The organism is Sodalis sp. RH19 (assembly GCF_047324215.1).
In the GTDB taxonomy this organism is placed as follows: domain Bacteria; phylum Pseudomonadota; class Gammaproteobacteria; order Enterobacterales; family Enterobacteriaceae; genus Acerihabitans.
On the sequence record NZ_CP178734.1, the window covers coordinates 3,694,893 to 3,720,075 of the forward strand.

Sequence of the window (25,183 nt, forward strand, 5' to 3'; positions counted from 1 at the left end):
GATTTCTATGCGATACGTTCAGGATTAACAAATTGAGATAACGCGGGCAGCAAATCCGTGGCCAGCATACCCCGCGTTCCTTTTTCCGCCGCCAGCTGGTCGGCGGTGGCGCCATGCACGACACAGCCGGCGCAGGCCGCGTCATACAGCGGCAGTTTCTGCGCCAGCAAACCGCCGATAATGCCCGACAGCAGATCGCCCATGCCGCCCGAGGCCATGCCGGCGTTGCCGACATCGGCGACGGCCATGCGGCCTTCATCGTCGGCAATAAGCGTGCCGGCGCCTTTCAGGACCACCACGCCGCCGTACCGTTTAATGATATTTTTCGCCGCGAGTAAGCGGTCACTTTCAATGTCGCCTACCTTAGTATTCAGCAGGCGGGCGGCCTCCCCGGGATGCGGGGTGATAATACGATTGTGACGTTTCTGTGGGTTGAATGCCAGCAGGTTAAGCGCATCCGCATCCCACAACATAGGTTTAGTGCAGTTTTCCACAACGCGCAGCGCATTTTTCCCCCACTCCGTCTGGCCCAGTCCCGGGCCGATGACAATGACGTCCGCCCACTCGAGCCCCTGGCGCAGGGACGCGTCGTTAAGGGGCTCGACCATCAGTTCCGGGCGGGCGGTCAGCAACGATGCGATATTTTCCTCACGGGTCAGTACCCGCACCAGGCCGGCGCCGGCGCGCAGCGCCGCCTCTCCGGTCATGCGAATGGCGCCGGACAGGCCGCGATCGCCGCCGACGATCAGCAAACGCCCGTTATCCCCTTTATGGGAACAGGGATCGCGCGGCGTGAGCCAGCGCGTCAGCTGCGAAGCGGTCAGCCGTTCCATAACCGGCGCCTGGCGCGCCAGCCAGGGCGCCAGTCCCAGGTCGTCATAGTGTAGCCGTCCGGTCACGCTGCGCGCTTTGCCGGTCAGCAAACCGGGCTTGAGGGCGATAAAAGTCAGGGTATGCGCCGCGTTTATCACCGCCCCCGCCACCGCGCCGGTTTGCGCATTCAGGCCGGAGGGAATATCCAGCGCGACGACCGGGGCGGCATGGCCGTTAGCCGCCGCGATAAGGGTGCTATAAGGCGCGCGCGGGGCCGCCGCCAGGCCGGTGCCCAGCAAACCGTCGATAATCACGTCCGTTCGCTCCGGCCAGACGGCGTCGGCCCCCAGGACAGTCCCGCCGACATCCAGCCACGCCTGGCGCGCCAGCCGGGCCTGTTCCGGCAGCGAGTGGATCCCCTTACACTCGATAAGCGTTACCTGCTTGCGTTGCGACCGGGCCAGGCGCGCCACCACGTAGGCGTCGCCGCCGTTATTGCCGTGGCCGGCCAGGATCAGGTAATGGCCGGCAAACGGATAAAGCCAGCTCAGGGCGCGCCAGGCGGCGGCCCCCGCGCGCTCCATTAATTCATACAGCGTTACCCCGGCAAGATCCGCCGCCTCCGGTTCCCAGCCCCGCAGCCACTCCGCCCCGTAGACGGAATGTGGTAAACTTGCAGAGCTTGTTTTCTTTTTATGGTCCGCCATGTCATACCCTTTTGATCTTTTGGAATTAGCCCGGCTTATCAAGCAATGGGGGCGGGAACTGGGTTTTCAACAGGTCGGCATCTGCGATACCGATCTGGCCGCCCATGAGCCCGCCTTGCAAACCTGGCTGGACAACCAATATCACGGCGAAATGGCCTGGATGTCCCGTCACGGCATGCTGCGCGCGCGCCCCCATGAATTGCTGCCCGGGACCCTGCGGGTCATCAGCGTCAGGATGAATTACCTGCCGGCCGGGGCCGCCTTTGCCCGTACCCTGAATAATCCCCGTATGGGTTATGTTAGCCGCTATGCGCTGGGACGCGACTATCACAAGGTTTTACGTCGGCGTCTTAAGCAGTTGGGCAACAAAATTCAGGATTGGTGCCAAGGGGTAAACTTTCGGCCGTTTGTCGACTCAGCGCCGATCATGGAGCGCCCCCTGGCCGCCAAGGCCGGCATCGGCTGGGTTGGTAAACACTCGCTAATCTTGAATCGCGAGGCCGGCTCCTGGTTTTTCCTCGGGGAATTACTCATCGACTTGCCCCTGCCGGTAGACCAGCCCCAGGAGGAACAATGCGGGCGCTGCGTCGCCTGCATGACCACCTGCCCCACCGGCGCCATTGTCGCGCCCTACCAGGTGGATGCGCGCCGCTGCATTTCTTATCTTACCATCGAACTGGACGGCGAGATCCCCGAGGCGCTGCGTCCGCTGATTGGCAACCGCATCTACGGTTGCGACGATTGCCAGCTAATCTGCCCGTGGAACCGTTTTTCCCAATTAACCGACGAGCCGGACTTCAGCCCCCGGGCGGTACTGCATACCCCGGAATTACTGGCATTGTTTGCCTGGGACGAGGCGCGGTTCCTGCGCGTTACCGAAGGGTCGGCCATCAGGCGCATCGGCCATTTGCGCTGGCTGCGCAACGTGGCGGTAGCCCTGGGCAATGCCCCTTATGAAGATAATGTCGTGCTCGCCCTGCGGGAACGGCTGGGCGAAAACGCCATGCTTGACGTGCATATACGCTGGGCCATCGATCAGCAACTGCTGCGGCGGGACGCCGGGACGGTCAGCGTACAGACCGCGCAGCAAAAGCGGCTGGTAAGGGCGATTGAAAAGGGTTTAGTTCGCGACGCGTAAGCCGCGGCAGCTGATTATAGCGCAATGTTTTAAAAATTCCCGCCTGTGGATAAAATTAAAAAACCGTTGGCAATCAAGCACGCTAAAAAAGGCAATAGGCGCCACCGACGTTTTTAAATAAATTTTAATTGATAAATATCAAAGGACTAAACTTTTCTTTTGATCTGAACACTGGTAAGGGAAAATTATTATTACGAGGCTGCGCTGTGGATAACTCTGTTCAAAACATTTTGGCCCGCGCTGTAACCGCCGCGATGCGCAAATGCATGATAGCCATTGAATGTAAGCGGATTTTGATGTTGGAGCGGGAAACGAGGCTCGAACTCGCGACCCCAACCTTGGCAAGGTTGTGCTCTACCACTGAGCTATTCCCGCTTTATGTGTGACTGAGTAACGTCTGGCTGTCTGTTGCGGGAATGACCCTGGGTCATCACGTCGACCGCCGATAAAAAACATCTGCCGAGCAAAGGCGCCTTTTCGAAACAGCTGCTTTCAACCATTTGAAATAGAAAGCTTTTTTTACAAATCCCCGCTCAGGAATGGACGAGATTATGGACTGATACCCTAAGAGAGTCAATAACTCGGCGGAAATTTATTGTCTCTCCCCGGCGAACCGTAGACGGCGCTTTACCCGTTACGGCAACGGAAGGGCGGGTGGTGCGTTTACATTACGGCGCGCGACCGGCGACCTGAACCGTTATCCGGGACGGGCCGGCCGCCGGCCTTATTCCCTTGGCGAATTGCCTTGCTTTTTGTAACATCCAACCACGTCAACTGCTATCAGGACTATACCAATGCACACATCCAACACCCTGCGCGCGGCGCTCGACAGCCGCCGCCTGTTTACCGCCATGGCCGCGCACAATCCGCTGGCGGCGCGGCTTGCCGAGGAAGCGGGTTTTGACGGTATCTGGGGCAGCGGCTTTGAACTGTCGGCGAGCTATGCGGTGCCCGATGCCAACATCCTGTCGATGGGCACCCATCTGGAGATGATGCGCGCCATCGCCGCCACCGTGTCGACGCCGCTTATCGCCGATATCGACACCGGCTTCGGCAATGCGGTGAACGTCAGCTACATCATTCCGCAATACGAGGCCGCCGGCGCAGCGGCCGTGGTGATGGAAGACAAGACCTTTCCCAAGGACACCAGCCTGCGCGCGCAGGGCCGCCAGGAACTGGTGCGCATCGAGGAATTCCAGGGCAAGATCGGCGCCGCGGTCGCCGCCCGGCGGCACAAGGATTTTGTCGTTATCGCCCGCGTGGAGGCGCTGATCGCGGGGCTGGGCCAGGACGAGGCCCTGCGCCGCGCCGCAGCCTATGAGGAAGCCGGCGCGGACGCCATCCTGATCCACTCCAGGCAGAAGACGCCCGACGAGATCCTGGCCTTTATCGCCGCCTGGACAGGCAGGGTTCCCCTGGCGCTGGTGCCCACGGCGTATCCACAGCTTACCGAGGCCGATATCGCCGCCAGCGGCAAGGTGGGCATCGTGATCTACGGCAATCACGCCATTCGCGCCGCCGCGGGCGCGATGCGCGCCGTGTTCGCGCAGATCCGCCGTGACGGCGGCATACAGAATGTCGACGCCACCCTTCCCGCGGTCAAGGATATCATCACCTGGCAAGGGGATGCTTATATGCGCGCTATTGAAAAACGCTTTTTGCGCTGAGGCGTTCACGGCGCTGACCGTGGTATGGCCTGCCTGCGGGGAGGGATGTCGGGGGGCGTGCCGGGACTGCAATGAAAAATGCCACAGGGCTTTCGCCCTGTGGCATCTATCCGTCACCGCCCTGAACGGGCGCCCGCGACGTACTAATTGGAGCGGGAAACGAGGCTCGAACTCGCGACCCCAACCTTGGCAAGGTTGTGCTCTACCACTGAGCTATTCCCGCATTGTTATTCTGAATCACTTTTTTATGCCGGAAGGCATTTTTTCTTTATGCATCGCGTTTTGTCATGCCGACGAAACCCGATGTTGCAATGTTTGGAGCGGGAAACGAGGCTCGAACTCGCGACCCCAACCTTGGCAAGGTTGTGCTCTACCACTGAGCTATTCCCGCTTTTTATGCTCTATCACCGAGTGATAAAGTCCACGTCTATCGCTGACGCTATATTCCGATTACGCACGCGGCCACGACAATATTTTGCACCGGTACGGGGAGCGCATTATACGAGAAAACATTTTCCCTGCAAGCCCCGACGGGCAAAAATCTGCGCTTTTCGCTCAACTGCCGATAAAAACAGCAATATGGCGTTTTTACCGGCAATCAATGAAACATCAGCGGCTTATCCGCGCGGCCAGTGAGCGGCGCGGCGCCGGCGATAAATAATCAAAGACGAATAAAATGCTCGCGGTAATAGGCCAGTTCCGCCACCGACTCGCGGATATCATCCAGGGCCTGGTGGCTGCTGTTTTTGGTCAGCCCCTCCAGGATTTGCGGTTTCCAGCGCCGGGCCAGTTCCTTAAGCGTGCTGACATCCAGGTAACGATAGTGGAAATAGGCCTCCAGTTCCGGCATATAGCGGAACAGGAAACGACGGTCCTGGCCGATGCTGTTGCCGCAGATGGGCGATTTCCCGGCGGGCACCCATTCCCGCAGAAACGCCAGCGTTAACGCCACCGCACTGTCCTCGTCGATACGGCTGGCCCGGACGCGTTCCACCAGGCCGCTGGCGGTATGGGTGCGCACGTTCCACTCGTCCATGACGGCCAGTTGCTCTTGCGTCTGATGCACGGCCAATACCGGGCCTTCCGCCAGGATATTCAGGTTGGCGTCCGTCACCAGGCTGGCGATTTCAATAATGCGATCGCGTTCGGGATCAAGCCCGGTCATTTCCAGATCGATCCAAATCAGGTTGTTGTCATTTACCGGCATGATTTTCTCGTTGCTAAGGTTTCACGGCGTTTCTGTTAGAATACTGTGTATCATAGACGTTTTCATCGCCACGGGCGATTCATGAGCTACAAGTGAGGCACGGTGACTAAAAATAAACTGTCCAAAGGCCAGCAGCGGCGCGTACAGGCAAATCATCAGCGCCGCCTGAGAACCGATCGCGGCGTCGATTGGGATGACTCGCTTTTAGGCCAGGCCCAGGAAGGCACGGTCGTCAGCCGCTTCGGCATGCACGCCGACGTGGAAGCCGCGGATGGTATCATACACCGCTGCAACCTGCGCCGCACTCTTGGCTCGGTGGTGACCGGCGATCGGGTGGTCTGGCGGCCCGGCAGCGAGGCCTCATCGGGCATCAAGGGCATCATTGAGGCGATTCATCCCCGGACCTCGGTGCTGACGCGGCCGGATTTTTACGACGGCGTCAAGCCCATCGCCGCCAATATGAACCAAATCGTGATTGTATCGGCCATCTTGCCGGAGCTGTCGGTGAACATTATCGACCGCTATCTGGTGGCCTGCGAGACAGTGGAGGTTGAACCGCTGATCGTACTCAATAAAATCGATCTGCTGGACGCAAAGGAACGGGCCTGGGTGGACGCCACCATGGAAGTCTACAGCCGGATAGGCTATCGCGTGCTGATGGTATCGAGCCAGACGCGCGAGGGGATGGCAGGGCTTGAGGCGGCATTGACGGATCGCATCAGCATCTTCGCGGGGCAGTCCGGGGTGGGCAAATCCAGCTTGCTTAATGCCCTGCTGCCTCCTGAACACGCGCAGATCGTGGTCAATACCGTGTCCGATAACTCGGGACTCGGCCAGCACACCACCACCACGGCGCGCATGTATCATTTCAAAAGCGGCGGCCAGGTTATCGACTCCCCCGGCGTGCGGGAATTCGGCTTATGGCATCTGGAACCAGAACAGGTCACCCAGGGATTTATTGAATTCAGGCCGTATCTGGGCAACTGTAAATTCCGCGACTGCCGGCATGATACCGATCCGGGCTGCGCCATCCGCGCCGCCGTGGAGAGCGGCGACATTTCCGCCATTCGTTTCGAGAATTATCATCAGATACTCGACAGCATGTCGCAGGTAAAAACACGTAAATCCTTTTCCGAAACGGATCACTGACATTTATCCTGAGCGCCGCTACAATTTCTCCCGGTTCGTTGTTGTTTCACCCACGCATGTACGAGGTTTCTGTGCTCGATAGGATCAAAATAGCATTGCAGTATTTATTGCCCAAGCGTTGGCTGACCCAATTGGCCGGCTGGGGGGCCGAACTGCAGGCAGGTTGGCTGACGAAACTGGTCATCGATCTGTTCGTGCGGGTTTACCGGGTGGATATGCAGGAAGCGCAGCAGCCCGATACGTCGGCCTATCCTACTTTCAACGCTTTTTTTGTCCGGCCGCTGCGCGATGACGCGCGTCCCATCGACAGCGATCCCGACACGCTGGTCATGCCGGCGGACGGTATCATTTCCCAATCGGGACCGATAGCGGGCGAACAGGTTTTTCAGGCCAAGGGGCATCACTATAGCCTGGAAGCGCTGCTGGCGGGCAACGAGCGTCTGGTCGAGCTCTTTCGCGACGGCGCGTTTGTCACCACCTATCTTGCGCCGCGCGATTATCACCGGGTGCATATGCCCTGCAACGGCATCCTGCGGGAAATGATTTATGTGCCGGGCGAGCTGTTTTCGGTCAATCCGCTGACCGCGGCCAATATACCGAACCTGTTCGCCCGCAACGAACGGGCGATCTGCGTATTCGACACCGATTTTGGACCGATGGCGCAAATCCTGGTCGGCGCCACCATTGTCGGCAGTATCGAGACCACCTGGTCCGGCGTGGTGACGCCGCCGCGCGACGGCATTATCAAACGCTGGCGCTATCCGACGGCGGATGAAGACGGTGCGGTGGTATTCCTGAAAGGCCAGGAGATGGGGCGGTTTAAGCTTGGCTCCACGGTGGTCAACCTGTTTGCCAAAGGCGGCGTTTCCCTGGGCGATCATCTTCACAGTCGCGCGGCAACCCGCGTCGGCGAACGTCTCGCCACCGGCATCGTCCAGGCGGACAGTCCGTTGCCTTAACCGGCCCGGAGTAACCAGAGAGAACCCGATTGCGCCCGATTATCATCCTATTGCTGGGGTGGCTGCTCGCCGCCCCGTCATTCGCCGCCGCTTTTCCCGACGAAGCCCAGGTTAAAAAAGAACTTCAGCAGGCGGAAGCGAATAAGGGCGCGGCGAATCAAGCGGAAATCATCGACGCCCTCCAGGGCGCGCTTTCGTCTATCAACGACGGCAAGGTATCCGCCGCGCGCGCCGGACAATATCGCAGCGCCATCGACAATTTCCCTCAACTGACGCGGGAACTGCGCGATCAACGCGACAGCGAACCGGACAAAGCCGCCGACGTCAGCGGCAAACTCTCGCTAAGCGAACTGGAGCAGCGCGTGCTGCAGACCAGCAGCGACCTGCAGGAACTGGCGCGTCAACTGCAACAGGAGCAGGAACAGGCCAGGGAAATCAGCGACTCGCTGGGCCAGTTGCCGCAACAGCAAACAGAAGCGCGCCGGGCCCTGAGCGATAGCGAACAGCGGCTGCAGGCACAGAACGCCAGCGCCGCCACGCCGCTGGCGCAGGCGCACCTCATGCAGATCCAGGCGGAAGCCGCCGCGCGACGGGCGCGGGTCAACGAACTGGAACTGGCGCAACTGAGCGCCAACAACCGCCAGGAACTGTCGCGCCTGCGGATGGATATGCTGAAAAAACGTCACGACCGGGTGGATATGGACCTGCAGGCGCTGCGCTTTCGGCTCAACAGTCTCCGCCAGCAGGAGGCGGAGCGCGCGCTGGAGCGCACAGAACAGCTGGCGGAGCAAAGCGGCGACTTGCCCGCCGTCATCACCAGCCAACTGCAGATAAACCGCGAACTGTCGGTGGCGCTTAACGAGCAGGCGCAGCGTATGGATTTAATCGCCTCCCAGCAGCGCCAGGCCGCGGCGCAGGCGCTGCAGGTCAGGCAAGCGCTGAGCACCCTGCGCGAGCAGGCGCAATGGCTGGGGGATTCGCCGGCGCTAGGCGAGACGCTGCGCGCCCAGGTGTCGCGCCTGCCGGATCTGCCCAAACCGCAGCAGCTCGACAGCGATATGGCCCAGCTGCGCGTAAGCCGCCTGCATTATGAAGACCTGATGAACAAACGCCCTCAGCTGGATCAAAGCAAGCAGGACGACGGTTCGCCGCTGACCCCCGAGCAACGGCGCATCCTGGACGCACAGCTGCGTACCCAGCGCGAGCTGCTCAATTCCCTGTTGTCCGGCTACGATAACCAGATACTGGAAATGACGAAGCTCAAGGTAGCCAACAGCCAGCTGGTGGACGCCATGGCGGAAATCCGGGAAGCGGCGCACCGCTATCTGTTCTGGGTGGCGGACGTCAGCCCGGTCACCCTCGCGTTTCCGCTCCACGTGGCCCAGGATCTCAGGCGTTTGGTCTCGCTGGATACCGCCACCCAGCTCAGCGGCGCCATGGTCATGATGGCGACCAGCCAGGAGACGCTGATCCCGCTGTTCTGCGCCATCGTGCTGGTCGGTTTCAGCATCAGTTCCCGCCGTCATTACCACGCCTTCCTCGAGCGCTCGGCCAGTAAGGTCGGCAAGGTCAATCAAGACTATTTTTACCTGACGCTGCGCACCGTGTTCTGGTCGATAGCCGCCGCCCTTCCCCTGCCGGTGCTGTGGGCGGCGTTGGGCTATGGCCTGCAGCATGCGTGGCCTTATCCGGTGGCGGTAGCCATCGGCGACGGCGTGATCGCCACGGTGCCGGTGCTGTGGCTGTTTATGGTCAGCGCCCACTTTGCCCATGCGCGCGGTCTGTTTATCGTGCATCTCGGCTGGCCGGAGAAACGGGTGGCGCGGGCGATGCGTTATTATTCACTGGCCATCGGCCTTATCGTGCCGCTGATCATGGCCCTGATCACCTTCGATAATCTTAATGACCGCGAATTCTCCAGTACCCTGGGCCGCCTGTGCTTTGTCCTGCTGTGCGCGGCCCTAAGCCTGGTGACCAGCAGCCTGAAACGGGCCGGCATCCCGCTTTACCTGGATAAATCCGGCACCGGGGACAACGTGGTCAACCGCACCCTGTGGAACCTGATGCTGTGCGCGCCGCTGGTCGCGGCGATTGCCGCCCTGCTTGGCCATCTCGCCACGGCGCAGGACCTGCTGGCGCGGCTGGAAACCTCGGTGGCGATCTGGTTTTTCCTGCTGGTTATTTACCATATCATCCGCCGCTGGATGTTTATCCAGCGGCGACGCATCGCCTTTGAGCGCGCCAAGCAGCGCCGCGCGGAAATGCTGGCGCAACGCGCCCGTCACGAGGAGGATTTGTCGCCGTCGCAGCTTTCCGAAGCCGCCGCCGAAGTGGATGAGCCGATAGTCGACCTGGACGTTATCAGCGCCCAGTCGCTGCGTCTGGTGCGATCCCTCCTGACGCTTATCGCTTTTGTGTCGGTTATCTGGTTATGGTCGGAGATTCATTCGGCGTTTGCCTTCCTGGAAAATATCCAGCTGTGGGATGTGAGTTCCACCATCAAGGGCGAGGAAGGGATCCAGTCGATTTCGCTGGCCTCGGTGCTGGTCGCGGTGCTGGTGCTGATCATCACCACCCAGCTGGTCAGGAATCTGCCGGCCCTGTTGGAACTGGCCCTGCTGCAGCATCTGGTGCTGACGCCGGGCACCGGCTATGCGATTACCACCATCACCAAATATATGCTGATGCTGATTGGCGCGTTGATCGGTTTTTCGTGGATCGGCATCGAATGGGCGAAATTGCAGTGGCTGGTGGCGGCGCTCACCGTTGGCCTGGGCATCGGGCTGCAGGAAATTTTCGCCAATTTTATCTCCGGCCTGATCATCTTGTTTGAAAAACCGATCCGCATCGGCGATACCGTGACCATCCGCGACCTGACCGGCAATATCACCCGCATCAATACCCGGGCCACCACCATCACCGATTGGGATCGCAAAGAAATTATCATGCCGAATAAGGCTTTTGTCACCGAGCAGTTTGTCAATTGGTCCCTGTCGGATTCCGTCACCCGTATCGTGCTGACCATCCCGGCGCCTCCGGACGCCGACAGCGAAGAAGTCACCCGCATCCTGACCCAGGCGGCGCAGCGCTGTCCGCTGGTGCTGGATAACCCGGCGCCGGAAGCCTATCTGGTGGATTTACAGCAGGGGATTATGCTATTCGATCTGCGGGTGCACGCGGCGGAAATGGGCCACCGCATGCCGCTGCGCCATCAGCTGAACCAATTGATTCTTGAAGGCTACCGCGAACACGGCCTGGAAATGCCGTTCCCGCCTTTCCAGGTGCGCATGGAAACCGCCAAAGGCGCGACGACGTTCAGATCCGGGTCCCTGTAGCCGCGCGGGACAGGTTCTTTCCCGCCGGCCTGACGGCACGGGCGCGGCGGCGGCGCGCCATGCCCGTTGTTGAGCCGGGGACGGCGCTCAGGCCCGCTCGACCGGAAATGCGATAACCTCGGACAGGCTGTCCGCCTTCAGCGCCAGCATCACCAGCCGGTCCACCCCCAAGGCCACCCCGGAGCATTCCGGTATGCCGTGCGCCAGCGCCGCCAGCAGGTTTTCATCAATGGGCTGCTGCGGCAAGTTCAGCGCGGCGCGCTTGCGGTTATCCTGGGTAAACCGCTGGCGTTGCTCCGCGGCGTCGGTGAGCTCGCGAAAACCATTAGCCAGTTCAATACCTTTGAAATAGGCTTCAAAACGATCGGCCACCCGGTGGTCTTCGGTACTGATTTCCGCAAGCGCGGCCTGGGTGGCGGGAAAATGGTAAACGAACGTCGGTTTATCACGCCCGATGTGGGGTTCCACGCCCATGGCAAACAATAACTGCAGCAGGGTATCGCGATCCTCCTCGACCGTGGCAATGCCGGACAGCTCTAGTTTGGCGGCGGCCTCGCACAGCTGCGCCTTGTCGGCCGACAGGGGATCGATGCCGATATGACGGATAAACACCTGCTGGTAGGACAGGGTTTCCGCACTGTCGCAATCAAGGATTTGCTGAAGCAGATCGTCCACTTCGTTCATCAGGCGGTACATATCGTAGTGGGGGCGATACCATTCCAGCATGGTGAACTCGGGATTATGGTGCCGGCCGGATTCCTCGTTGCGAAAACTGCGCCCTATCTGGAATATTGGCCCGCTGCCGGCCGCCAGCAGGCGTTTCATATGGTATTCAGGACTGGTCATCAAATAGAGCGGCAGCCCCTGCGCCGCGCCCGGCCCGACATAATGCGTCTGAAAGGGCACCAGATGAATATCGGTGACGGTGGCCTGGCTCATGGCCGGCGTTTCCACTTCGAGTAACCCGCGGTCGGTAAAAAACCGCCGGAGCTGGGTCATCACCACCGCTCTTTTTAATAGATTAGCGATGGGGGCGCTCGGTAACCAGCTTGCCATTTCGCTCATAACTTTTTCTCCCGTTAAACAGGGGATGAAGTCTACCTTTATCCGTTCAGGCAGACAAACCTAGTTCAATCCGGTCGCCTGCATCGTCCGCGGGTTGCCGCTTTACCGCCTGCATACCGCCAATGGGTGTACACTTACCGTTCAGGCAGGCTATTGATGGAGTATGTATGTCCCTATGGAGAACCGTCGCGCTGGTCGCCTCGTCCTTACTGTCGCTATCGTGCAGCGTCAACCCGCCGTCGGGCGTCCGGCCGGTGGAGAAGTTCGATGTTAACCGCTACCTGGGCACCTGGTATGAAATCGCCCGGCTGGATCACCGTTTCGAAACCGGACTCGATCATGTCACGGCGCAGTATAGCCTGCGGGACGACGGAGGCCTCGACGTCATCAATAAAGGCTATTCCCCGGCCACGCAACGCTTCCGGCAAAGCAACGGCAAAGCCTATTTCCTGGCTTCGCCGCAGCGGGCCTCGCTTAAGGTCTCGTTTTTCGGCCCTTTTTATGGCGGCTACCATGTGATCGCGCTGGATGAAGGCTATGATTACGCCCTGGTCTGCGGCCCCAACCGCGATTATCTCTGGATCCTGGCCCGCGCCAAAACGCTGCCGCAGGCCACGCGCGACCACCTGGTCGCTACCGCCGCCCGGCTGGGTTTTGCGGTGGACCGGCTTATCTGGGTGGATCAATCCTGAAACGGCCTAATGCGACAGCTTCAGGCACAGGATCCCCAGCATAATCATCGCCAGGCTGGCGATGCGCAGCCAATGTGCGGGTTCACCCAGCCACAGCATGCCGACGATAACCGTGCCGACCACGCCTATCCCGGTCCAGACGGCATAGGCGGTACCCACCGGCAGCGTGCGCATGGCCAGGCCCAGCAGCGTGATGCTGATGATCATCGCGATAAGCGTCACCACGCTTGGCAGCAGGCGGGTAAATCCCTCGGTATATTTCAGGCCGATGGCCCAGACAGTTTCCAGCAGGCCGGCGAGGATAAGTAATAACCATGACATGTGAGACGACCTCATAACGATGGGGTCGTCCCCAGAAGAAAAGACAGCTTACCAGGTCGTCCTGCTAAGGAAGGATAATCTTATGCCGCCGTTAGCAAAATGACCAATGAATTTAATTAATCGATTAGTTAAATGTGACGAAACGGTCATTTTAATCAAAATGACCGCGTCATAGTCCGACACCGCTGTCACTATCGGTTCTCATTCCCCGATAACCCGCTGACAGCGGCTATTTCACCAGGATACAGAGGCATTAGCTGAATACAGCCGTGTATATTACTGTGCAGCCCGCTGTACGGCCTGTCCGCCTGCCGAAATATCTTCACCGGCGCCGCGGGTGGTATTACAAGCCGTTAATGAGGACAACACCAGAACAGATAAAAGGGCAATTATACTTTTCTTCAACATAACGATTTCCTTTTGTAGAATCACTTTTTGTCTAAATGAAATAGCACTGCTGTGGATAAAAGCTTGCCTTTTAAGCATAGTAAAAAACCGGCAAAACATACTAAACATATGGCCGGTTGCGCACTTTTAGGACTATTTACTGGAAAATGTCCTGGATGTTGGCTGCACGATGTCTGCGAGCTACTTGCTGGCACCACGCGTAATAGCGCCGCCAAGGTGTTGCACATCTTCACCGAAGCCGCGCGCGGTATTGCAACCGCTCAGCGTCGCTGACATGACTAATGAGATAACGATCAGTTTAACTGTTTTTCCTAACATAATCGCCGGATTCCCCGCACGCCTGAAAACGCCCGGCCTGCCCTGACCCTGATAACGCCTCAGGGCATGCCGGTTGAACGGTTATTTGATGCGGGATACGTATTCGCCGGAGCGGGTATCCACTTTGATCACTTCGCCAATCTGCACGAACAGCGGTACTTTTACCACCGCGCCGGTGGTCAGGGTGGCGGGCTTGCCGCCGGTGCCGGCGGTGTCGCCCTTCAGGCCTGGGTCGGTCTCGATGATTTCCAGCTCGACAAAGTTGGGCGGCGTGACGGCGATGGGCTCGCCGTTCCACAGGGTCAGCACGCATTCGGCCTGCTCAACCAGCCATTTGGCGGCGTCGCTCACCGCTTTCTTATCGGCGGCCAGTTGCTCAAAAGTCTCGTTATTCATAAAATGCCAAAACTCACCATCGTTGTACAGGTAAGTCAGGTTCATATCCATGACATCGGCCGCCTCGACGGAATCACCGGATTTAAACGTTTTTTCCAGCACCTTGCCGGAAATCAGTTTACGGATGCGCACGCGGTTGAACGCCTGGCCTTTGCCCGGTTTTACGAATTCATTATCAATGATCGCGCACGGCTCGCCGTCCTGCATGATTTTGAGACCGGAACGGAATTCATTGGTACTATAAGACGCCATGGTGGTCCTCTTAATATTACGTGGTCGTTAAGCCAAAAAAATGGCAGATATTGTAACCCGAAACACCCCAACTAGAGAAGATTGGTTGCGTCAACTTGCCGATGTCATTACCGATCCCATCGAACTTTTGCAACAATTGCAACTCAGCGACCATCCGGACCTGCGCGATGGCGCGGCGGCGCGGCGGTTATTCCCGTTACGGGTGCCCAGGGCGTTCGTGGCGCGCATGGAGCCGGGCAATCCGGCCGACCCGCTGCTGCGGCAGGTCCTCACCCTACGCGAGGAATTTCTGCAGGTGCCCGGTTTCAGCACCGATCCGCTGGAAGAACAGCAATCCGTAGTACCGGGCCTGCTGCATAAATACCGTAACCGCGCCTTGCTGCTGGTCAAGGGCGGCTGCGCGGTTAACTGCCGCTATTGCTTCAGGCGCCATTTCCCCTATCAGGATAACCAGGGCAACCGGGCCAATTGGTCAGGGGCGCTGGAGTATATCCGGCAGCACCCGCAGCTGAACGAGATTATTTTTTCCGGCGGCGATCCGCTGATGGCCAAGGATCATGAGCTGGACGAGCTTATCGGCCAGCTGGAAGCCATTCCCCATCTGCGCACCCTGCGCATCCATACCCGTTTGCCGGTGGTTATCCCGGCGCGCATCACCCCCGCTCTTTGCCGGCGCCTGGCCGGCAGCCGTCTCAATGTCGTGCTGGTCACCCATATCAATCATGCCAACGAGATTGACCTGCCGCTGCGCGAGAGTATGACACACCTGCGCATGGCGCAGGTGACGCTGCTCAACCAAAGCGTGCTGCTGCGGGGGGTAAATGATAACGCCGATACGCTGGCGACCCTGAGCGAAACGCTGTTTGACGCCGGCATACTGCCTTATTACCTGCATGTTTTGGATCGGGTACAGGGCGCGGCGCACTTTATGGTGGATGACCATGAAGCCCGGGAGATTATGCAGCAATTACTGTTGAAGGTCTCGGGCTATCTGGTGCCGCGGCTGGCGCGGGAGATCGGCGGGGAAAACAGCAAAACCCTGCTTGATTTAAAACTACGCCAGCGCTAAGCCGTGCTTCCCGACGCCGCCGGGCGGCATCAGGAAGCCAGCGGCTACGGGCATTTATAGACCTGGCCCTGGATCTTGCTGTCCAGCGGGGCAAAACTCGAGAGATAGGTTTCCGTAAAGCCGACCGGGCTGGCGGCCTTATAAATAACGTTGCCGCCCATGGCCGCCGCTTTATTGCGCAGATCGTTGGCCGCGCCGCGCATGGAGCTGCCTTCGCCGCCCTGCCCCGACAACCAGTTGCTTTGCGTGCCGGTAACCGTGCCCAGCGCCTGGCAATTACTGCCCGGCTGGTCTTCGGTGAACTTCACCGACTGCCCCGCGGCGGACAGTTCATTAGTAGTGGCACATCCCGCTAATAATAAAGTGCCCGCACCAAGACAGAGTAAAAATTTGATTCGCATCGTTATCCTCGAATAGTGATATGTCCGGCAAAAATTTTGCTGTGCGCCATATTTTCCCTTGGGCAACCGTCAGCGCATAAACCGCTGTTTACCCTGCCCATACCGCTACCTGTTTATACCTTAAAAACGGTCCGGTTGATAATTTTTTGCCAAAAAAAAACCCCGGCAAGCCGGGGTTTTTTTAACGCTATCAGCGCAACAGGGGCATTACATCATGCCGCCCATGCCGCCCATACCGCCCATGCCGCCACCGGCGCCACCCAGATCTGCTTTGTCTTCACGCGGCAGATCGGTGATCATACATTCGGTGGTGATCATCAGACTGGCAATGGAGGCCGCATACTGCAGCGCGGAACGGGTTACCTTGGTTGGATCCAGGATACCCATTTCGATCATGTTGCCGTATTCTTCGGTTGCCGCGTTATAGCCCATGTTACCGTTGCTGGCTTTAACGTTGTTGGCAATCACGGACGGTTCTTCACCGGCGTTGGCCACGATTTGGCGCAAAGGCGCTTCCATGGCGCGACGGGCAATCTTGATGCCGACATTCTGGTCTTCATTGTCGCCACGCAGATCGGTGATGCTGTTGGCTACGCGAATCAGCGCTACGCCGCCGCCGGCAACCACGCCTTCTTCCACGGCCGCACGGGTCGCATGCAGGGCATCTTCCACGCGGGCTTTTTTCTCTTTCATTTCAACTTCAGTCGCGGCGCCCACTTTAATCACGGCAACACCGCCGGCAAGTTTAGCAACACGTTCCTGCAGTTTTTCACGATCGTAGTCGGACGTGGCGTCGTCACGCTGCTGGTTGATTTGCGCAACCCGGCTTTCGATGACGGCTTTATCGCCGATACCGTCGATGATGGTGGTGGTGTCTTTGGTGATGACGACACGTTTAGCCTGGCCCATATCTTCCAGGGTGGCTTTTTCCAGTTCCAGGCCGATTTCTTCAGAAATCACGGTACCGGCGGTCAGGACGGCGATGTCCTGCAGCATGGCTTTACGACGGTCGCCGAAGCCCGGGGCTTTGACAGCCGCAACTTTAACGATGCCGCGCATGGTGTTGACCACCAGGGTCGCCAGGGCTTCGCCCTCAACGTCTTCAGCGATGATCAGCAGCGGTTTGCCGGCTTTGGCAACGGCTTCCAGTACCGGCAGCATTTCGCGGATATTGGAGATTTTTTTATCAGCCAACAGGATGAACGGGCTTTCGAGTTCGATAGCGCCGGTTTCCGGTTTGTTGATGAAATAAGGAGAGAGGTAGCCACGGTCGAACTGCATACCTTCAACCACGTCCAGCTCGTCCTGCAGGCCTGAGCCTTCTTCAACGGTGATAACGCCTTCTTTGCCTACTTTCGCCATGGCTTCAGCGATAAGTTTACCCACGGTTTCGTCGGAGTTGGCGGAGATGGTGCCTACCTGGGCGATGGCTTTGGAGTCAGAGCAAGGTACGGACAGTTTTTTCAATTCTTCGACGGCGGCGATAACCGCTTTGTCGATACCCCGTTTCAGGTCCATCGGGTTCATGCCAGCGGCAACGGCTTTCAGACCTTCATTGACGATGGATTGAGCCAGAACGGTGGCGGTGGTGGTGCCGTCGCCCGCAGCGTCATTCGCTTTGGAGGCAACTTCTTTCAACATCTGGGCGCCCATGTTCTCGAACTTGTCTTCCAGTTCGATTTCACGCGCCACGGACACGCCATCTTTCGTGATGACAGGCGCGCCGAAGGATTTGTCCAGCACCACGTTGCGGCCCTTGGGACCCAGGGTGACTTTGACCGCGTCTGCCAGAATGTTCACGCCGCGCAGCATTTTGATGCGGGCTTCGTTACCGAATTTTACGTCTTTAGCTGCCATTTGAATTTCCCTTAAATTCGTTCAGTTCAGATGATTACGCGAGAATTACGCCTCGACGATGGCCAGAATGTCGCTTTCGGACATGATCAAGACTTCTTCGTTATCGATCTTTTCTACTTTCACGCCATAGCCGTCGTTGAAAATCACGATATCGCCGACTTTCACATCCAGTGCTTTGATTTCACCGTTTTCGAGGATGCGGCCATGGCCGATTGCCAGTACTTCGCCACGGGTGGATTTACCCGCCGCGGAACCGGTCAGAACGATGCCGCCAGCCGATTTTGATTCAACTTCTTTACGCTTGACGATAACGCGATCATGTAATGGACGAATTTTCATTGAAAGCTCTCCTTAAGAAAGTCCGTATCTGTTTCGGGATGAATGCCGGGCATGCCTTCATGCCCTGCCTCGTGGTGATTAAGATGGGGGCGTTCGGTTACGCTTCAAGGGGAAAAAAAAGAATTTTTTTGCCTGAGCGGCTGTTTTTTAGCCGCCGTAAATAAAATTTCAGGATTTTCATGGAGTTAAAAAGCAGCCTGCGCCAAAAAAATTAACATCTATTTATCATCTTCGGGCCGGTGTTCGATGGCGTCGCGCGGAATATCCTTACGTTTGTACTCGCCCTCGAAGGTATCGCCGCCCGCATCATGGGAGGCAAAACCGCCGGCCGCGCCGCGCTGGAACCGCAGGTGGGGCAGCAGTTTCAGGGTCAGTGAATTCTGCACCGGCGGCAGCAACAGCAACAGGCCGAGAAAATCGGTAAAAAAGCCGGGCAACAGCAGCAGAAATCCCGCCAGCAGGATGGAGACGCTTTTGATCATTTCAGCGGCCGGGCTTTCGCCGTTGGCCATCTTGATCTGCATCTGGCCCAGGATCTTCAGCCCCTGGGTACGCACCAGCGACACGCCGATAAACGAGGTCAGCACAATCAGCAGCAGCGTAAAAAGCACGCCGATGACATGCGCGACTTGTATAAAAATCGTGATCTCTATATAGGCCACGAGAAATATCAGTAATAAGGGTATCCAACGCACCGAATTCTCCTTGGGTTGACTGGCCCGGCGCGGGCGCCTCATTGGATGCTGGCGGACGGCGGCGGGCTGATGACAAAAACGTGCCTGTGGTTATGGTATCCTGAAGCGCGGGTGTCGGCGCGGGTTATTTACCGCACTTTACATCACGCGGACTTGCCGCGCGCCCTGCCGGCACCCAGGCCGGACGAATGGCAAGCCATTAAAATAATTCTGTTAGATAATCGTGATCAACTTAATAGCGTCAGTGTTTAAGCAGCATATAATGATGAGCACAAGTGCATTGTCAGTGCAACGCGCTGGATAATAAAATTAATCTGAAATTATCCAGCGTCAATCGTTAAAAACATCGCTTATTAAGGAAGTACCCATGGCGAATACCATTCGTATAGAAGAAGACCTGTTGGGAACACGTGAAGTTCCTTCTGAAGCTTATTATGGCATCCACACGCTGCGCGCCATTGAAAACTTCTATATCAGCAACACCAAAATCAGCGACATTCCCGAATTCGTTCGCGGCATGGTGATGGTGAAAAAGGCGGCCGCGCTGGCCAACAAGGAGCTGCATACCCTGCCGCGCGCCATTGCCGATACGATAGTCGCCGCCTGTGACGAAGTACTGGATAAAGGCCGCTGCCTGGATCAGTTCCCCATCGACGTTTTCCAGGGCGGCGCCGGCACGTCGGTGAACATGAATACCAATGAGGTGCTGGCGAATCTCGGCCTGGAGCTGATGGGCCATCAAAAGGGGGAATACCAATACCTTAACCCCAACGATCACTTGAATAAATGCCAGTCGACCAACGATGTCTACCCTACCGGCTTTCGTATCGCGGTCTATATTTCCATCCTCAAGCTGGTCGAGGCGGTGGGCCAGCTGGGAGAAGGGTTCGAGCGCAAGGCGCAGGAATTCGCCACTATCCTGAAAATGGGCCGCACCCAGCTGCAGGATGCCGTGCCGATGACCCTCGGCCAGGAATTCCATGCCTTTACCGTGCTGCTGAAAGAAGAAAATAAAAACCTGCTGCGCACCGCCGAGCTGCTGTTGGAAGTGAACCTGGGCGCCACCGCCATCGGCACCCGGCTGAACACGCCCGACGGCTACCAGGCGCTGGCGGTGCAGAAACTGGCGGAAATCAGCAACCTGCCCTTGCTGCCGGCGGAAGATCTTATCGAGGCGACCTCCGACTGCGGCGCTTATGTCATGGTACACAGCGCGTTAAAGCGCCTGGCGGTAAAACTTTCCAAGATCTGTAACGATCTCAGGCTGTTGTCCTCCGGTCCGCGCACCGGTCTTAACGAAATCAACCTGCCGCAGCTGCAGGCGGGCTCGTCCATCATGCCGGCCAAGGTCAATCCGGTGGTGCCGGAGGTGGTCAACCAGGTGTGCTTCAAGGTTATCGGCAACGATACCTGCATTACCATGGCGGCCGAAGCCGGTCAGTTGCAGCTGAACGTGATGGAGCCGGTTATCGGGCAGGCGATGTTTGAATCGGTGCATATCCTGACCAACGCCTGCTTTAACCTGCTGGATAAATGCATTAACGGCATTACCGCCAATCGGGCGGTATGCGAAGCTTATGTGTTCAACTCCATCGGCATCATCACCTACCTCAACCCGTTTATCGGCCACCATAACGGCGATATCGTCGGTAAAATCTGTGCCGAAACCGGTAAAAGCGTGCGTGAGGTGGTGCTGGAGCGCGGGTTGCTGACGCCGGCCGAGCTGGATGACATCTTTTCGCTGGAAAACCTGATGCATCCGACCTATAAAGCCGTACGCTATACCGATGACAACGAGTAGCCGCGGGTAGCCTCTTGCGTTTTTCATTGCTGTCGCCGTGGCGCCGGCCGGGTTATACTGCCGGTCGGCGCTATACCGCGAGGTTGTCATGGCAGCAAAATTCCCGGCAGGTAAACGTATCCCGGCAGCCGATCCCGGCGCCGCGGACACGACTGAAACCCAAACATCTGAAAACAGCTCCACCGCATGCGGCGCCGCTGAAAACGGCATCATCATCATCCTTTGCACCGCCCCGGATAAAACCACCGCGCAGGCGCTGGCGGGCACCCTGCTCGGCGCGAAGCTGGCCGGTTGCGTCACGCTGCTGCCGGGGGCGACCTCGTTTTATTTCTGGGAAGGCAAGCTGGAACAGGAAGACGAAGTGCAGATGCTGATAAAAAGCCATGTCCGCCATCAGCAAGAACTGATTGCCTGCATTAAAAAACACCATCCTTATCAAACTCCGGAGTTACTGGTATTACCCGTCCAGGGTGGCGATCCAGATTATCTATCATGGCTCAACGCGTCCTTACACTGATCCTGCTGGCATGGCTGGGCATCGGCCTGCCGCCGCCCGCCGCCGCCGCGCTGTTCGGCAATTCGCCGGCCACGACCTTTGTGCCGGTCGACCAGGCGTTTAGTTTTGATTTTCACCAGCAGGGCGCCGATTTGGCGCTGAGCTGGCAGATCCGCCCCGGTTATTATCTTTACCGCCAACAAATCAAGCTGGAACCGGCCGGCGCCCGGCTGGGCGACCCCGCCATGCCCACAGGGCTGAACCATCACGATGAATTTTTCGGCGACGTGCAAATCTACCGCACCAGCCTGCGGTTAAACGTGCCGCTGCTGGACGCGTCCGGCGGCGCGACGGTGCGGGTTACCTACCAGGGCTGCGCCGACGCCGGTTTTTGCTATCCGCCCGAGACCCGGGTAGTGCCGTTATCGGCGGTTGCCGGCACCGGCGCCCCTTCCGCACCGGCGGCGGCGATAACGTCGTCCCGGCCGCCGGACGCCGTCGCCCTGCCCTTCTCCCCGCTATGGGCGCTGCTTATCGGTATCGGTATCGCCTTTACGCCCTGCGTGCTGCCCATGTATCCGCTGATTTCCGGCATTATCCTCGGCGTCGGCACGGCGCGGCTCGGCACCGGACGGGTACTGGCGCTTGCCGGGGTATATGTTCAGGGCATGGCGATGACCTATACCGCGCTCGGCATGGCGGTGGCCGCCGCCGGGCTGCGGTTCCAGGCCGCATTGCAGCAGCCCGCGGTGCTGATCGGCCTGTCGGCGCTGTTTATCCTCCTGGCGCTGTCCATGTTCGGGTTATTTACCCTGCAACTGCCGGTGGCGCTGCAAACCCGCCTGACGCTCTGGAGCAATCGGCAGCGGGGCGGCGCCTTGCCCGGCGTCTTTATCATGGGCGCGCTGGCGGGGCTGTTTTGCTCGCCCTGCACCACCGCGCCGCTCGGCGCTATTTTGCTGTATATTGCTCAAAGCGGTAACCTGGCCGTCGGCGGCGTGACGCTTTATCTGTATGCCCTGGGCATGGGGATCCCGCTGATCCTGGTGGCGGTGTTCGGCCACCGCCTGCTGCCGCGCGGCGGCCCGTGGATGCAGCAGATCAAACAAGGCATGGGCTTTGTTATCCTGGCGCTGCCGGTGTTTTTGCTGGAGCGCGTGTTTGGCGATACCTGGGGACTGCGGCTGTGGAGCGGGCTGGCGGTCGCTTTTTTCGCCTGGGCGCTGCTCGCCAGCCGGGAGGGCCGTTTTCGCGGCGCCCGACTGCTGCAAATGATCCTGCTGGTGCTGATGGTCGTGGCGGCCAGGCCGCTGCAGGACTGGGCATTTTCGCCCACGGCGGGCGTAAATGCCGCCATGGACGGCGCGGCGCCCGTCTTCAGGCGCGTTGCCACCAGCGCGCAGATTAACCAGGCGCTGAACGCCTCGCCCGACCGGCCGGTGATGCTGGATTTGTATGCGGACTGGTGCGTCGCCTGTAAAGAATTTGAAAAATACACCTTCCCCGCCGATGGGGTGAAACGTCAGCTTGCCAAGCTGACGTTATTACAGGCGGATGTCACGGCCAATTCGCCGGAGCAACAGGCCCTGCTCAAGGAGTTGCGGGTTTTAGGCCTGCCCACCATCCTTTTTTTCGACCGCCAGGGACGGGAAATTCCTGGCTCAAGGGTAACCGGCTTCCTGGATGCCGATGACTTTCAGCGCCATTTGCAGAAAGTCGCCCCATAACCGACACTAGGGACTGGCAACCGCAAGCTTTTAGGAGGCATACGTGCAACGCGAACAGGTACTGGATTATGCGTTGAACCTTTTGGAACAAAAAGGTTTTACCCTCGTTTCACTGGAGATGCTTGCCGACGGCCTGGCGATTGCGCAAGCCGAGCTTGAGCAGTACTGGCCGGACCGGGAGGCGCTGCTACTGGACTGCCTGCGCTATCACGGCGAGCAGGTGGACGGCTGGCGCAGCCAGCTGCTGCTGGATGCGACCCTTGACCCGCAGCAAAAGCTGCTGGCGCGCTATAAGGTACTGGACGAGCAGGTGCGCCAGCAGCGTTACCCCGGCTGCCTGTTTGTTGCCGCCTGTAGTTTTTATCCGGCCGCCGACCATCCGATCCATCAGTTGGCCGAACGGCAAAAACAGGCGTCCTACGCCTACACCCGCGAACTGCTCGACCAGTTGGAAACCGATGATCCCACCATGGTGGCGCAGCAAATGGAACTGATCCTGGAGGGTTGCCTGAGCAAGCTGCTGGTGAAGCATCAGCTCCAGGATGTGGCCGTGGCGCGCCGTTTGGCGGAGGATATCCTGCGGCTGGCGTTGTGCCGTAAAAACGGCGCGTTGAGCTGAATTGCGCGCTCTTTTGCCTGAAAAGTCAGCGATTGAGTGGGGTTACGCATAAATCCTCAATAAATCCATTGACGAACAGCAGTCAATACGGTTTAATGCGGCGCGTTGCCCGGATAGCTCAGTCGGTAGAGCAGGGGATTGAAAATCCCCGTGTCCTTGGTTCGATTCCGAGTCCGGGCACCATTTTTGATTAAACCAGCTTAGCAGCTGGTTTTTTGCTTTCTGGCGTCTGGACTCTCCATCGAACGGCGTTCGATGACTCGCCTCATCCCTGAGGCTCGCCCTGCGGGCCAGCGCTAAAGCGCTGTGCAAAAACGCTCCCGGCGTTTTTGTTCGAGTCCGGCGATAATCTACGTTCCACCAGCCACCGCGCCAGCGCCTGGCCGTACCCGCACAGCAGATGGGCATCGGGCTCAAAGCGAGGCGAGGTCATGGGCCGGTCATCCACGGTCAGACTGGCCCGCCGATGAGATGTGAGGGCATCGTCCATCTAGGGGGTGATGGACTGAACGGCGTTGGTCTTACCGGCCATACTGGGTTACCGACGGACCTGCCGATGACAAGTCTGGCTGAGGCCACGGAAAAGCTGGAAAGGTACAGCATCGCTGGAAAATTGAAACGTTCCCTAAGGTTATAAAGTCCGGATGTCAGGCAGAGCGCTCCAGACTGGGTTCGGCAGAGCGGCTGATAAATTGACTCTGTTGTTACTGCATCCTGAGCTGGCGGATATACGGGTTTACAAGGTTAAGCAGAGAAATGCCCGCCGCTCCGGCAAAACTTGCTTGCAGCGAAACAGAGAGAAAATACTGGGCACGATGGTTAAAGACAGAACGCAAGTCATGTCATCATCTACTCTCAAAAAAATAGTGCAATGCTATTTGACCTGACCTAGAAAAAGCCAACCCCATTAATTTTGGCAGGCTTATATTGTTTCGCCAAATTCAATGGTTTTTACCTGATATTGCCGCTGAACATACCTTCACGGAAAACCCTTGCGGCTGGATCAGTGGTAAATAAAACCAGATCGGTATTTTGTTCCACTTTTATAGTATGTGCCCCATTGTCGCTGATGATGACGCTTTCACCACTCTCGAGTTCAATATCGCCAATTTTTGCTCGCCCCTCGAAAACATAAAGTATTCTCGTAACGCCAAGGACGGGAATGTTCGGCAAAGATAGCTCTTCATTCTGGCTCAGGCGAGCATCCTGCAACCAGGTTTGGGACCGGAAGATCAATGGCGCATTTTCTGGCCCAGCGATCAATCTCCAGGCATGTTCACTGTACGGCGTGCCAAAATCATGGAACTGGACCTGAGGCCTTAGATTGCTCTGAGCAGGGCGCACAAAAATTTGCAGGCACTGCATAGAATCGCCATGCTGACCCAAGATGCGCTCTTCGTGTTGAAAAGTATGGCCCGCATTCATCAGCATCAGACGCGAATTTGAGATCTTTTCTTCATTACCCACGGTGTCGAGATGCAGCATTTCCCCTTTACGCACATAAGTCAGGATTTCATCGTCTTTATGTGGATGCATAGAGATAACTGTACCCGGCTTTATATTCGCATGGTCAATACGACCTATGGCGCCAATACCACTATCATCAGATTGCTGCACCATACCCGGCCAGAGGATTTCGATACCAAAACCACCTGAACCATGACGGTGTTTATTACTACGAAAAATTTTTTGCATATTGCCCATTATGATTCCTTATTACGGCGCGACCAGCCAGGAAGTGGTTAACGAGGC

Annotated in this window: 24 protein-coding genes and 4 tRNA genes; 12 read left to right on the top strand and 16 right to left on the bottom strand. The window is 58.0% G+C overall.

What is annotated here, in order from left to right; genetic code table 11:
* Positions 1 to 5: 5 nt before the first annotated feature.
* A complete protein-coding gene (nnr, locus tag ACL2XF_RS16755) occupies positions 6 to 1,520 on the bottom strand; it encodes a bifunctional ADP-dependent NAD(P)H-hydrate dehydratase/NAD(P)H-hydrate epimerase (RefSeq protein ID WP_413727193.1) in 1,515 nt (504 codons plus the stop codon).
* Here nnr and queG point away from each other — a divergent pair.
* Positions 1,519 to 2,658 (top strand): tRNA epoxyqueuosine(34) reductase QueG, encoded by a 1,140-nt coding sequence (gene queG / locus ACL2XF_RS16760; protein WP_410012161.1) that lies wholly within the window; start codon positions 1,519 to 1,521, stop codon positions 2,656 to 2,658. The genes nnr and queG overlap by 2 nt on opposite strands.
* A gap of 300 nt (positions 2,659 to 2,958) precedes the next feature.
* On the opposite strand, the gene ACL2XF_RS16765 is transcribed toward queG, so the two are convergent.
* Positions 2,959 to 3,033 (bottom strand) — tRNA-Gly (locus ACL2XF_RS16765).
* Positions 3,034 to 3,452: 419 nt separating this feature from the next.
* Between ACL2XF_RS16765 and ACL2XF_RS16770 the strand changes: the two genes are divergently transcribed.
* Positions 3,453 to 4,325 (top strand): phosphonopyruvate hydrolase, encoded by an 873-nt coding sequence (locus ACL2XF_RS16770; protein ID WP_413727194.1) that lies wholly within the window; start codon positions 3,453 to 3,455, stop codon positions 4,323 to 4,325.
* A gap of 148 nt (positions 4,326 to 4,473) precedes the next feature.
* Here ACL2XF_RS16770 and ACL2XF_RS16775 read toward each other — a convergent pair.
* From ACL2XF_RS16775 to orn, 3 genes are all read right to left on the bottom strand, one after another.
* Positions 4,474 to 4,548 (bottom strand) — tRNA-Gly (locus ACL2XF_RS16775).
* 93 nt (positions 4,549 to 4,641) lie between these two features.
* A tRNA-Gly gene (locus tag ACL2XF_RS16780) sits at positions 4,642 to 4,716 on the bottom strand.
* Positions 4,717 to 4,986: 270 nt separating this feature from the next.
* Positions 4,987 to 5,532, bottom strand: a complete 546-nt coding sequence (gene orn / locus ACL2XF_RS16785) for an oligoribonuclease (RefSeq protein ID WP_413722078.1) — start codon at positions 5,530 to 5,532, stop codon at positions 4,987 to 4,989.
* A 102-nt stretch (positions 5,533 to 5,634) separates the two neighbouring features.
* Between orn and rsgA the strand changes: the two genes are divergently transcribed.
* From rsgA to mscM, 3 genes are all read left to right on the top strand, one after another.
* Positions 5,635 to 6,681, top strand: a complete 1,047-nt coding sequence (gene rsgA, locus ACL2XF_RS16790; RefSeq protein ID WP_413722077.1) for a small ribosomal subunit biogenesis GTPase RsgA — start codon at positions 5,635 to 5,637, stop codon at positions 6,679 to 6,681.
* Between the two features lie 71 nt (positions 6,682 to 6,752).
* Positions 6,753 to 7,640, top strand: coding sequence for an archaetidylserine decarboxylase (gene asd / locus ACL2XF_RS16795; RefSeq protein ID WP_410012165.1), 888 nt, complete (start codon positions 6,753 to 6,755; stop codon positions 7,638 to 7,640).
* A gap of 29 nt (positions 7,641 to 7,669) precedes the next feature.
* A complete protein-coding gene (gene mscM, locus ACL2XF_RS16800) occupies positions 7,670 to 10,975 on the top strand; it encodes a miniconductance mechanosensitive channel MscM (RefSeq protein ID WP_413727195.1) in 3,306 nt (1,101 codons plus the stop codon).
* Positions 10,976 to 11,062: 87 nt separating this feature from the next.
* Here the strand turns inward: mscM and epmA are convergent, their stop codons facing one another.
* On the bottom strand, positions 11,063 to 12,040 hold the full coding sequence (gene epmA, locus ACL2XF_RS16805) for an elongation factor P--(R)-beta-lysine ligase (RefSeq protein WP_410012167.1): 978 nt from the start codon (positions 12,038 to 12,040) through the stop codon (positions 11,063 to 11,065).
* A gap of 167 nt (positions 12,041 to 12,207) precedes the next feature.
* On the opposite strand from epmA, the gene blc reads away from it, so the two are divergent.
* The gene (gene blc / locus ACL2XF_RS16810) at positions 12,208 to 12,732 is read left to right on the top strand and encodes an outer membrane lipoprotein Blc (protein WP_413722074.1); all 525 of its coding nucleotides are present in this window, start codon (positions 12,208 to 12,210) and stop codon (positions 12,730 to 12,732) included.
* 6 nt (positions 12,733 to 12,738) lie between these two features.
* On the opposite strand, the gene sugE is transcribed toward blc, so the two are convergent.
* The 4 genes from sugE to efp form a co-directional block, all read right to left on the bottom strand.
* Complete coding sequence (sugE, locus tag ACL2XF_RS16815; RefSeq protein WP_410012170.1) at positions 12,739 to 13,053, bottom strand: quaternary ammonium compound efflux SMR transporter SugE; 315 nt, start codon at positions 13,051 to 13,053, stop codon at positions 12,739 to 12,741.
* A gap of 276 nt (positions 13,054 to 13,329) precedes the next feature.
* Positions 13,330 to 13,461 (bottom strand): entericidin A/B family lipoprotein, encoded by a 132-nt coding sequence (locus tag ACL2XF_RS16820; RefSeq protein WP_162364129.1) that lies wholly within the window; start codon positions 13,459 to 13,461, stop codon positions 13,330 to 13,332.
* Positions 13,462 to 13,641: 180 nt separating this feature from the next.
* Positions 13,642 to 13,779, bottom strand: a complete 138-nt coding sequence (locus ACL2XF_RS16825) for an entericidin A/B family lipoprotein (RefSeq protein ID WP_410012171.1) — start codon at positions 13,777 to 13,779, stop codon at positions 13,642 to 13,644.
* 81 nt (positions 13,780 to 13,860) lie between these two features.
* Positions 13,861 to 14,427, bottom strand: coding sequence for an elongation factor P (efp, locus tag ACL2XF_RS16830; protein WP_410012172.1), 567 nt, complete (start codon positions 14,425 to 14,427; stop codon positions 13,861 to 13,863).
* Positions 14,428 to 14,467: 40 nt separating this feature from the next.
* On the opposite strand from efp, the gene epmB reads away from it, so the two are divergent.
* Positions 14,468 to 15,496 carry an EF-P beta-lysylation protein EpmB gene (epmB, locus tag ACL2XF_RS16835; protein ID WP_410012173.1) on the top strand — a complete coding sequence of 343 codons (1,029 nt, stop codon included), beginning with the start codon at positions 14,468 to 14,470 and terminating at the stop codon, positions 15,494 to 15,496.
* A gap of 44 nt (positions 15,497 to 15,540) precedes the next feature.
* On the opposite strand, the gene ACL2XF_RS16840 is transcribed toward epmB, so the two are convergent.
* The 4 genes from ACL2XF_RS16840 to ACL2XF_RS16855 form a co-directional block, all read right to left on the bottom strand.
* Positions 15,541 to 15,897: a DUF4156 domain-containing protein gene (locus ACL2XF_RS16840; protein ID WP_410012174.1), complete on the bottom strand. Its 357-nt coding sequence runs from the start codon at positions 15,895 to 15,897 to the stop codon at positions 15,541 to 15,543.
* 207 nt (positions 15,898 to 16,104) lie between these two features.
* The gene (gene groL / locus ACL2XF_RS16845) at positions 16,105 to 17,754 is read right to left on the bottom strand and encodes a chaperonin GroEL (RefSeq protein WP_413727196.1); all 1,650 of its coding nucleotides are present in this window, start codon (positions 17,752 to 17,754) and stop codon (positions 16,105 to 16,107) included.
* Positions 17,755 to 17,799: 45 nt separating this feature from the next.
* The gene (locus ACL2XF_RS16850) at positions 17,800 to 18,093 is read right to left on the bottom strand and encodes a co-chaperone GroES (protein WP_132925602.1); all 294 of its coding nucleotides are present in this window, start codon (positions 18,091 to 18,093) and stop codon (positions 17,800 to 17,802) included.
* 218 nt (positions 18,094 to 18,311) lie between these two features.
* Entirely contained in the window at positions 18,312 to 18,788 is a 477-nt protein-coding gene (locus ACL2XF_RS16855; protein ID WP_410012176.1) for an FxsA family protein, read from the bottom strand.
* 367 nt (positions 18,789 to 19,155) lie between these two features.
* Between ACL2XF_RS16855 and aspA the strand changes: the two genes are divergently transcribed.
* From aspA to ACL2XF_RS16880, 5 genes are all read left to right on the top strand, one after another.
* A complete protein-coding gene (aspA, locus tag ACL2XF_RS16860; RefSeq protein WP_410012177.1) occupies positions 19,156 to 20,589 on the top strand; it encodes an aspartate ammonia-lyase in 1,434 nt (477 codons plus the stop codon).
* A 208-nt stretch (positions 20,590 to 20,797) separates the two neighbouring features.
* A complete protein-coding gene (gene cutA / locus ACL2XF_RS16865) occupies positions 20,798 to 21,106 on the top strand; it encodes a divalent cation tolerance protein CutA (RefSeq protein WP_410016632.1) in 309 nt (102 codons plus the stop codon).
* Positions 21,082 to 22,812, top strand: coding sequence for a protein-disulfide reductase DsbD (locus ACL2XF_RS16870; RefSeq protein WP_413727197.1), 1,731 nt, complete (start codon positions 21,082 to 21,084; stop codon positions 22,810 to 22,812). The genes cutA and ACL2XF_RS16870 overlap by 25 nt, the downstream gene beginning before the upstream one ends.
* 43 nt (positions 22,813 to 22,855) lie before the next feature.
* On the top strand, positions 22,856 to 23,431 hold the full coding sequence (dicD, locus tag ACL2XF_RS16875; RefSeq protein WP_413727198.1) for a division control transcriptional repressor DicD: 576 nt from the start codon (positions 22,856 to 22,858) through the stop codon (positions 23,429 to 23,431).
* Positions 23,432 to 23,538: 107 nt separating this feature from the next.
* Positions 23,539 to 23,614, top strand: a tRNA-Phe gene (locus ACL2XF_RS16880).
* Positions 23,615 to 23,696: 82 nt separating this feature from the next.
* Here ACL2XF_RS16880 and ACL2XF_RS16885 read toward each other — a convergent pair.
* Positions 23,697 to 23,864 (bottom strand): hypothetical protein, encoded by a 168-nt coding sequence (locus tag ACL2XF_RS16885; protein WP_413727199.1) that lies wholly within the window; start codon positions 23,862 to 23,864, stop codon positions 23,697 to 23,699.
* 518 nt (positions 23,865 to 24,382) lie between these two features.
* Positions 24,383 to 25,135, bottom strand: coding sequence for a pirin family protein (locus ACL2XF_RS16890; RefSeq protein WP_413722071.1), 753 nt, complete (start codon positions 25,133 to 25,135; stop codon positions 24,383 to 24,385).
* Positions 25,136 to 25,183 lie beyond the last annotated feature (48 nt).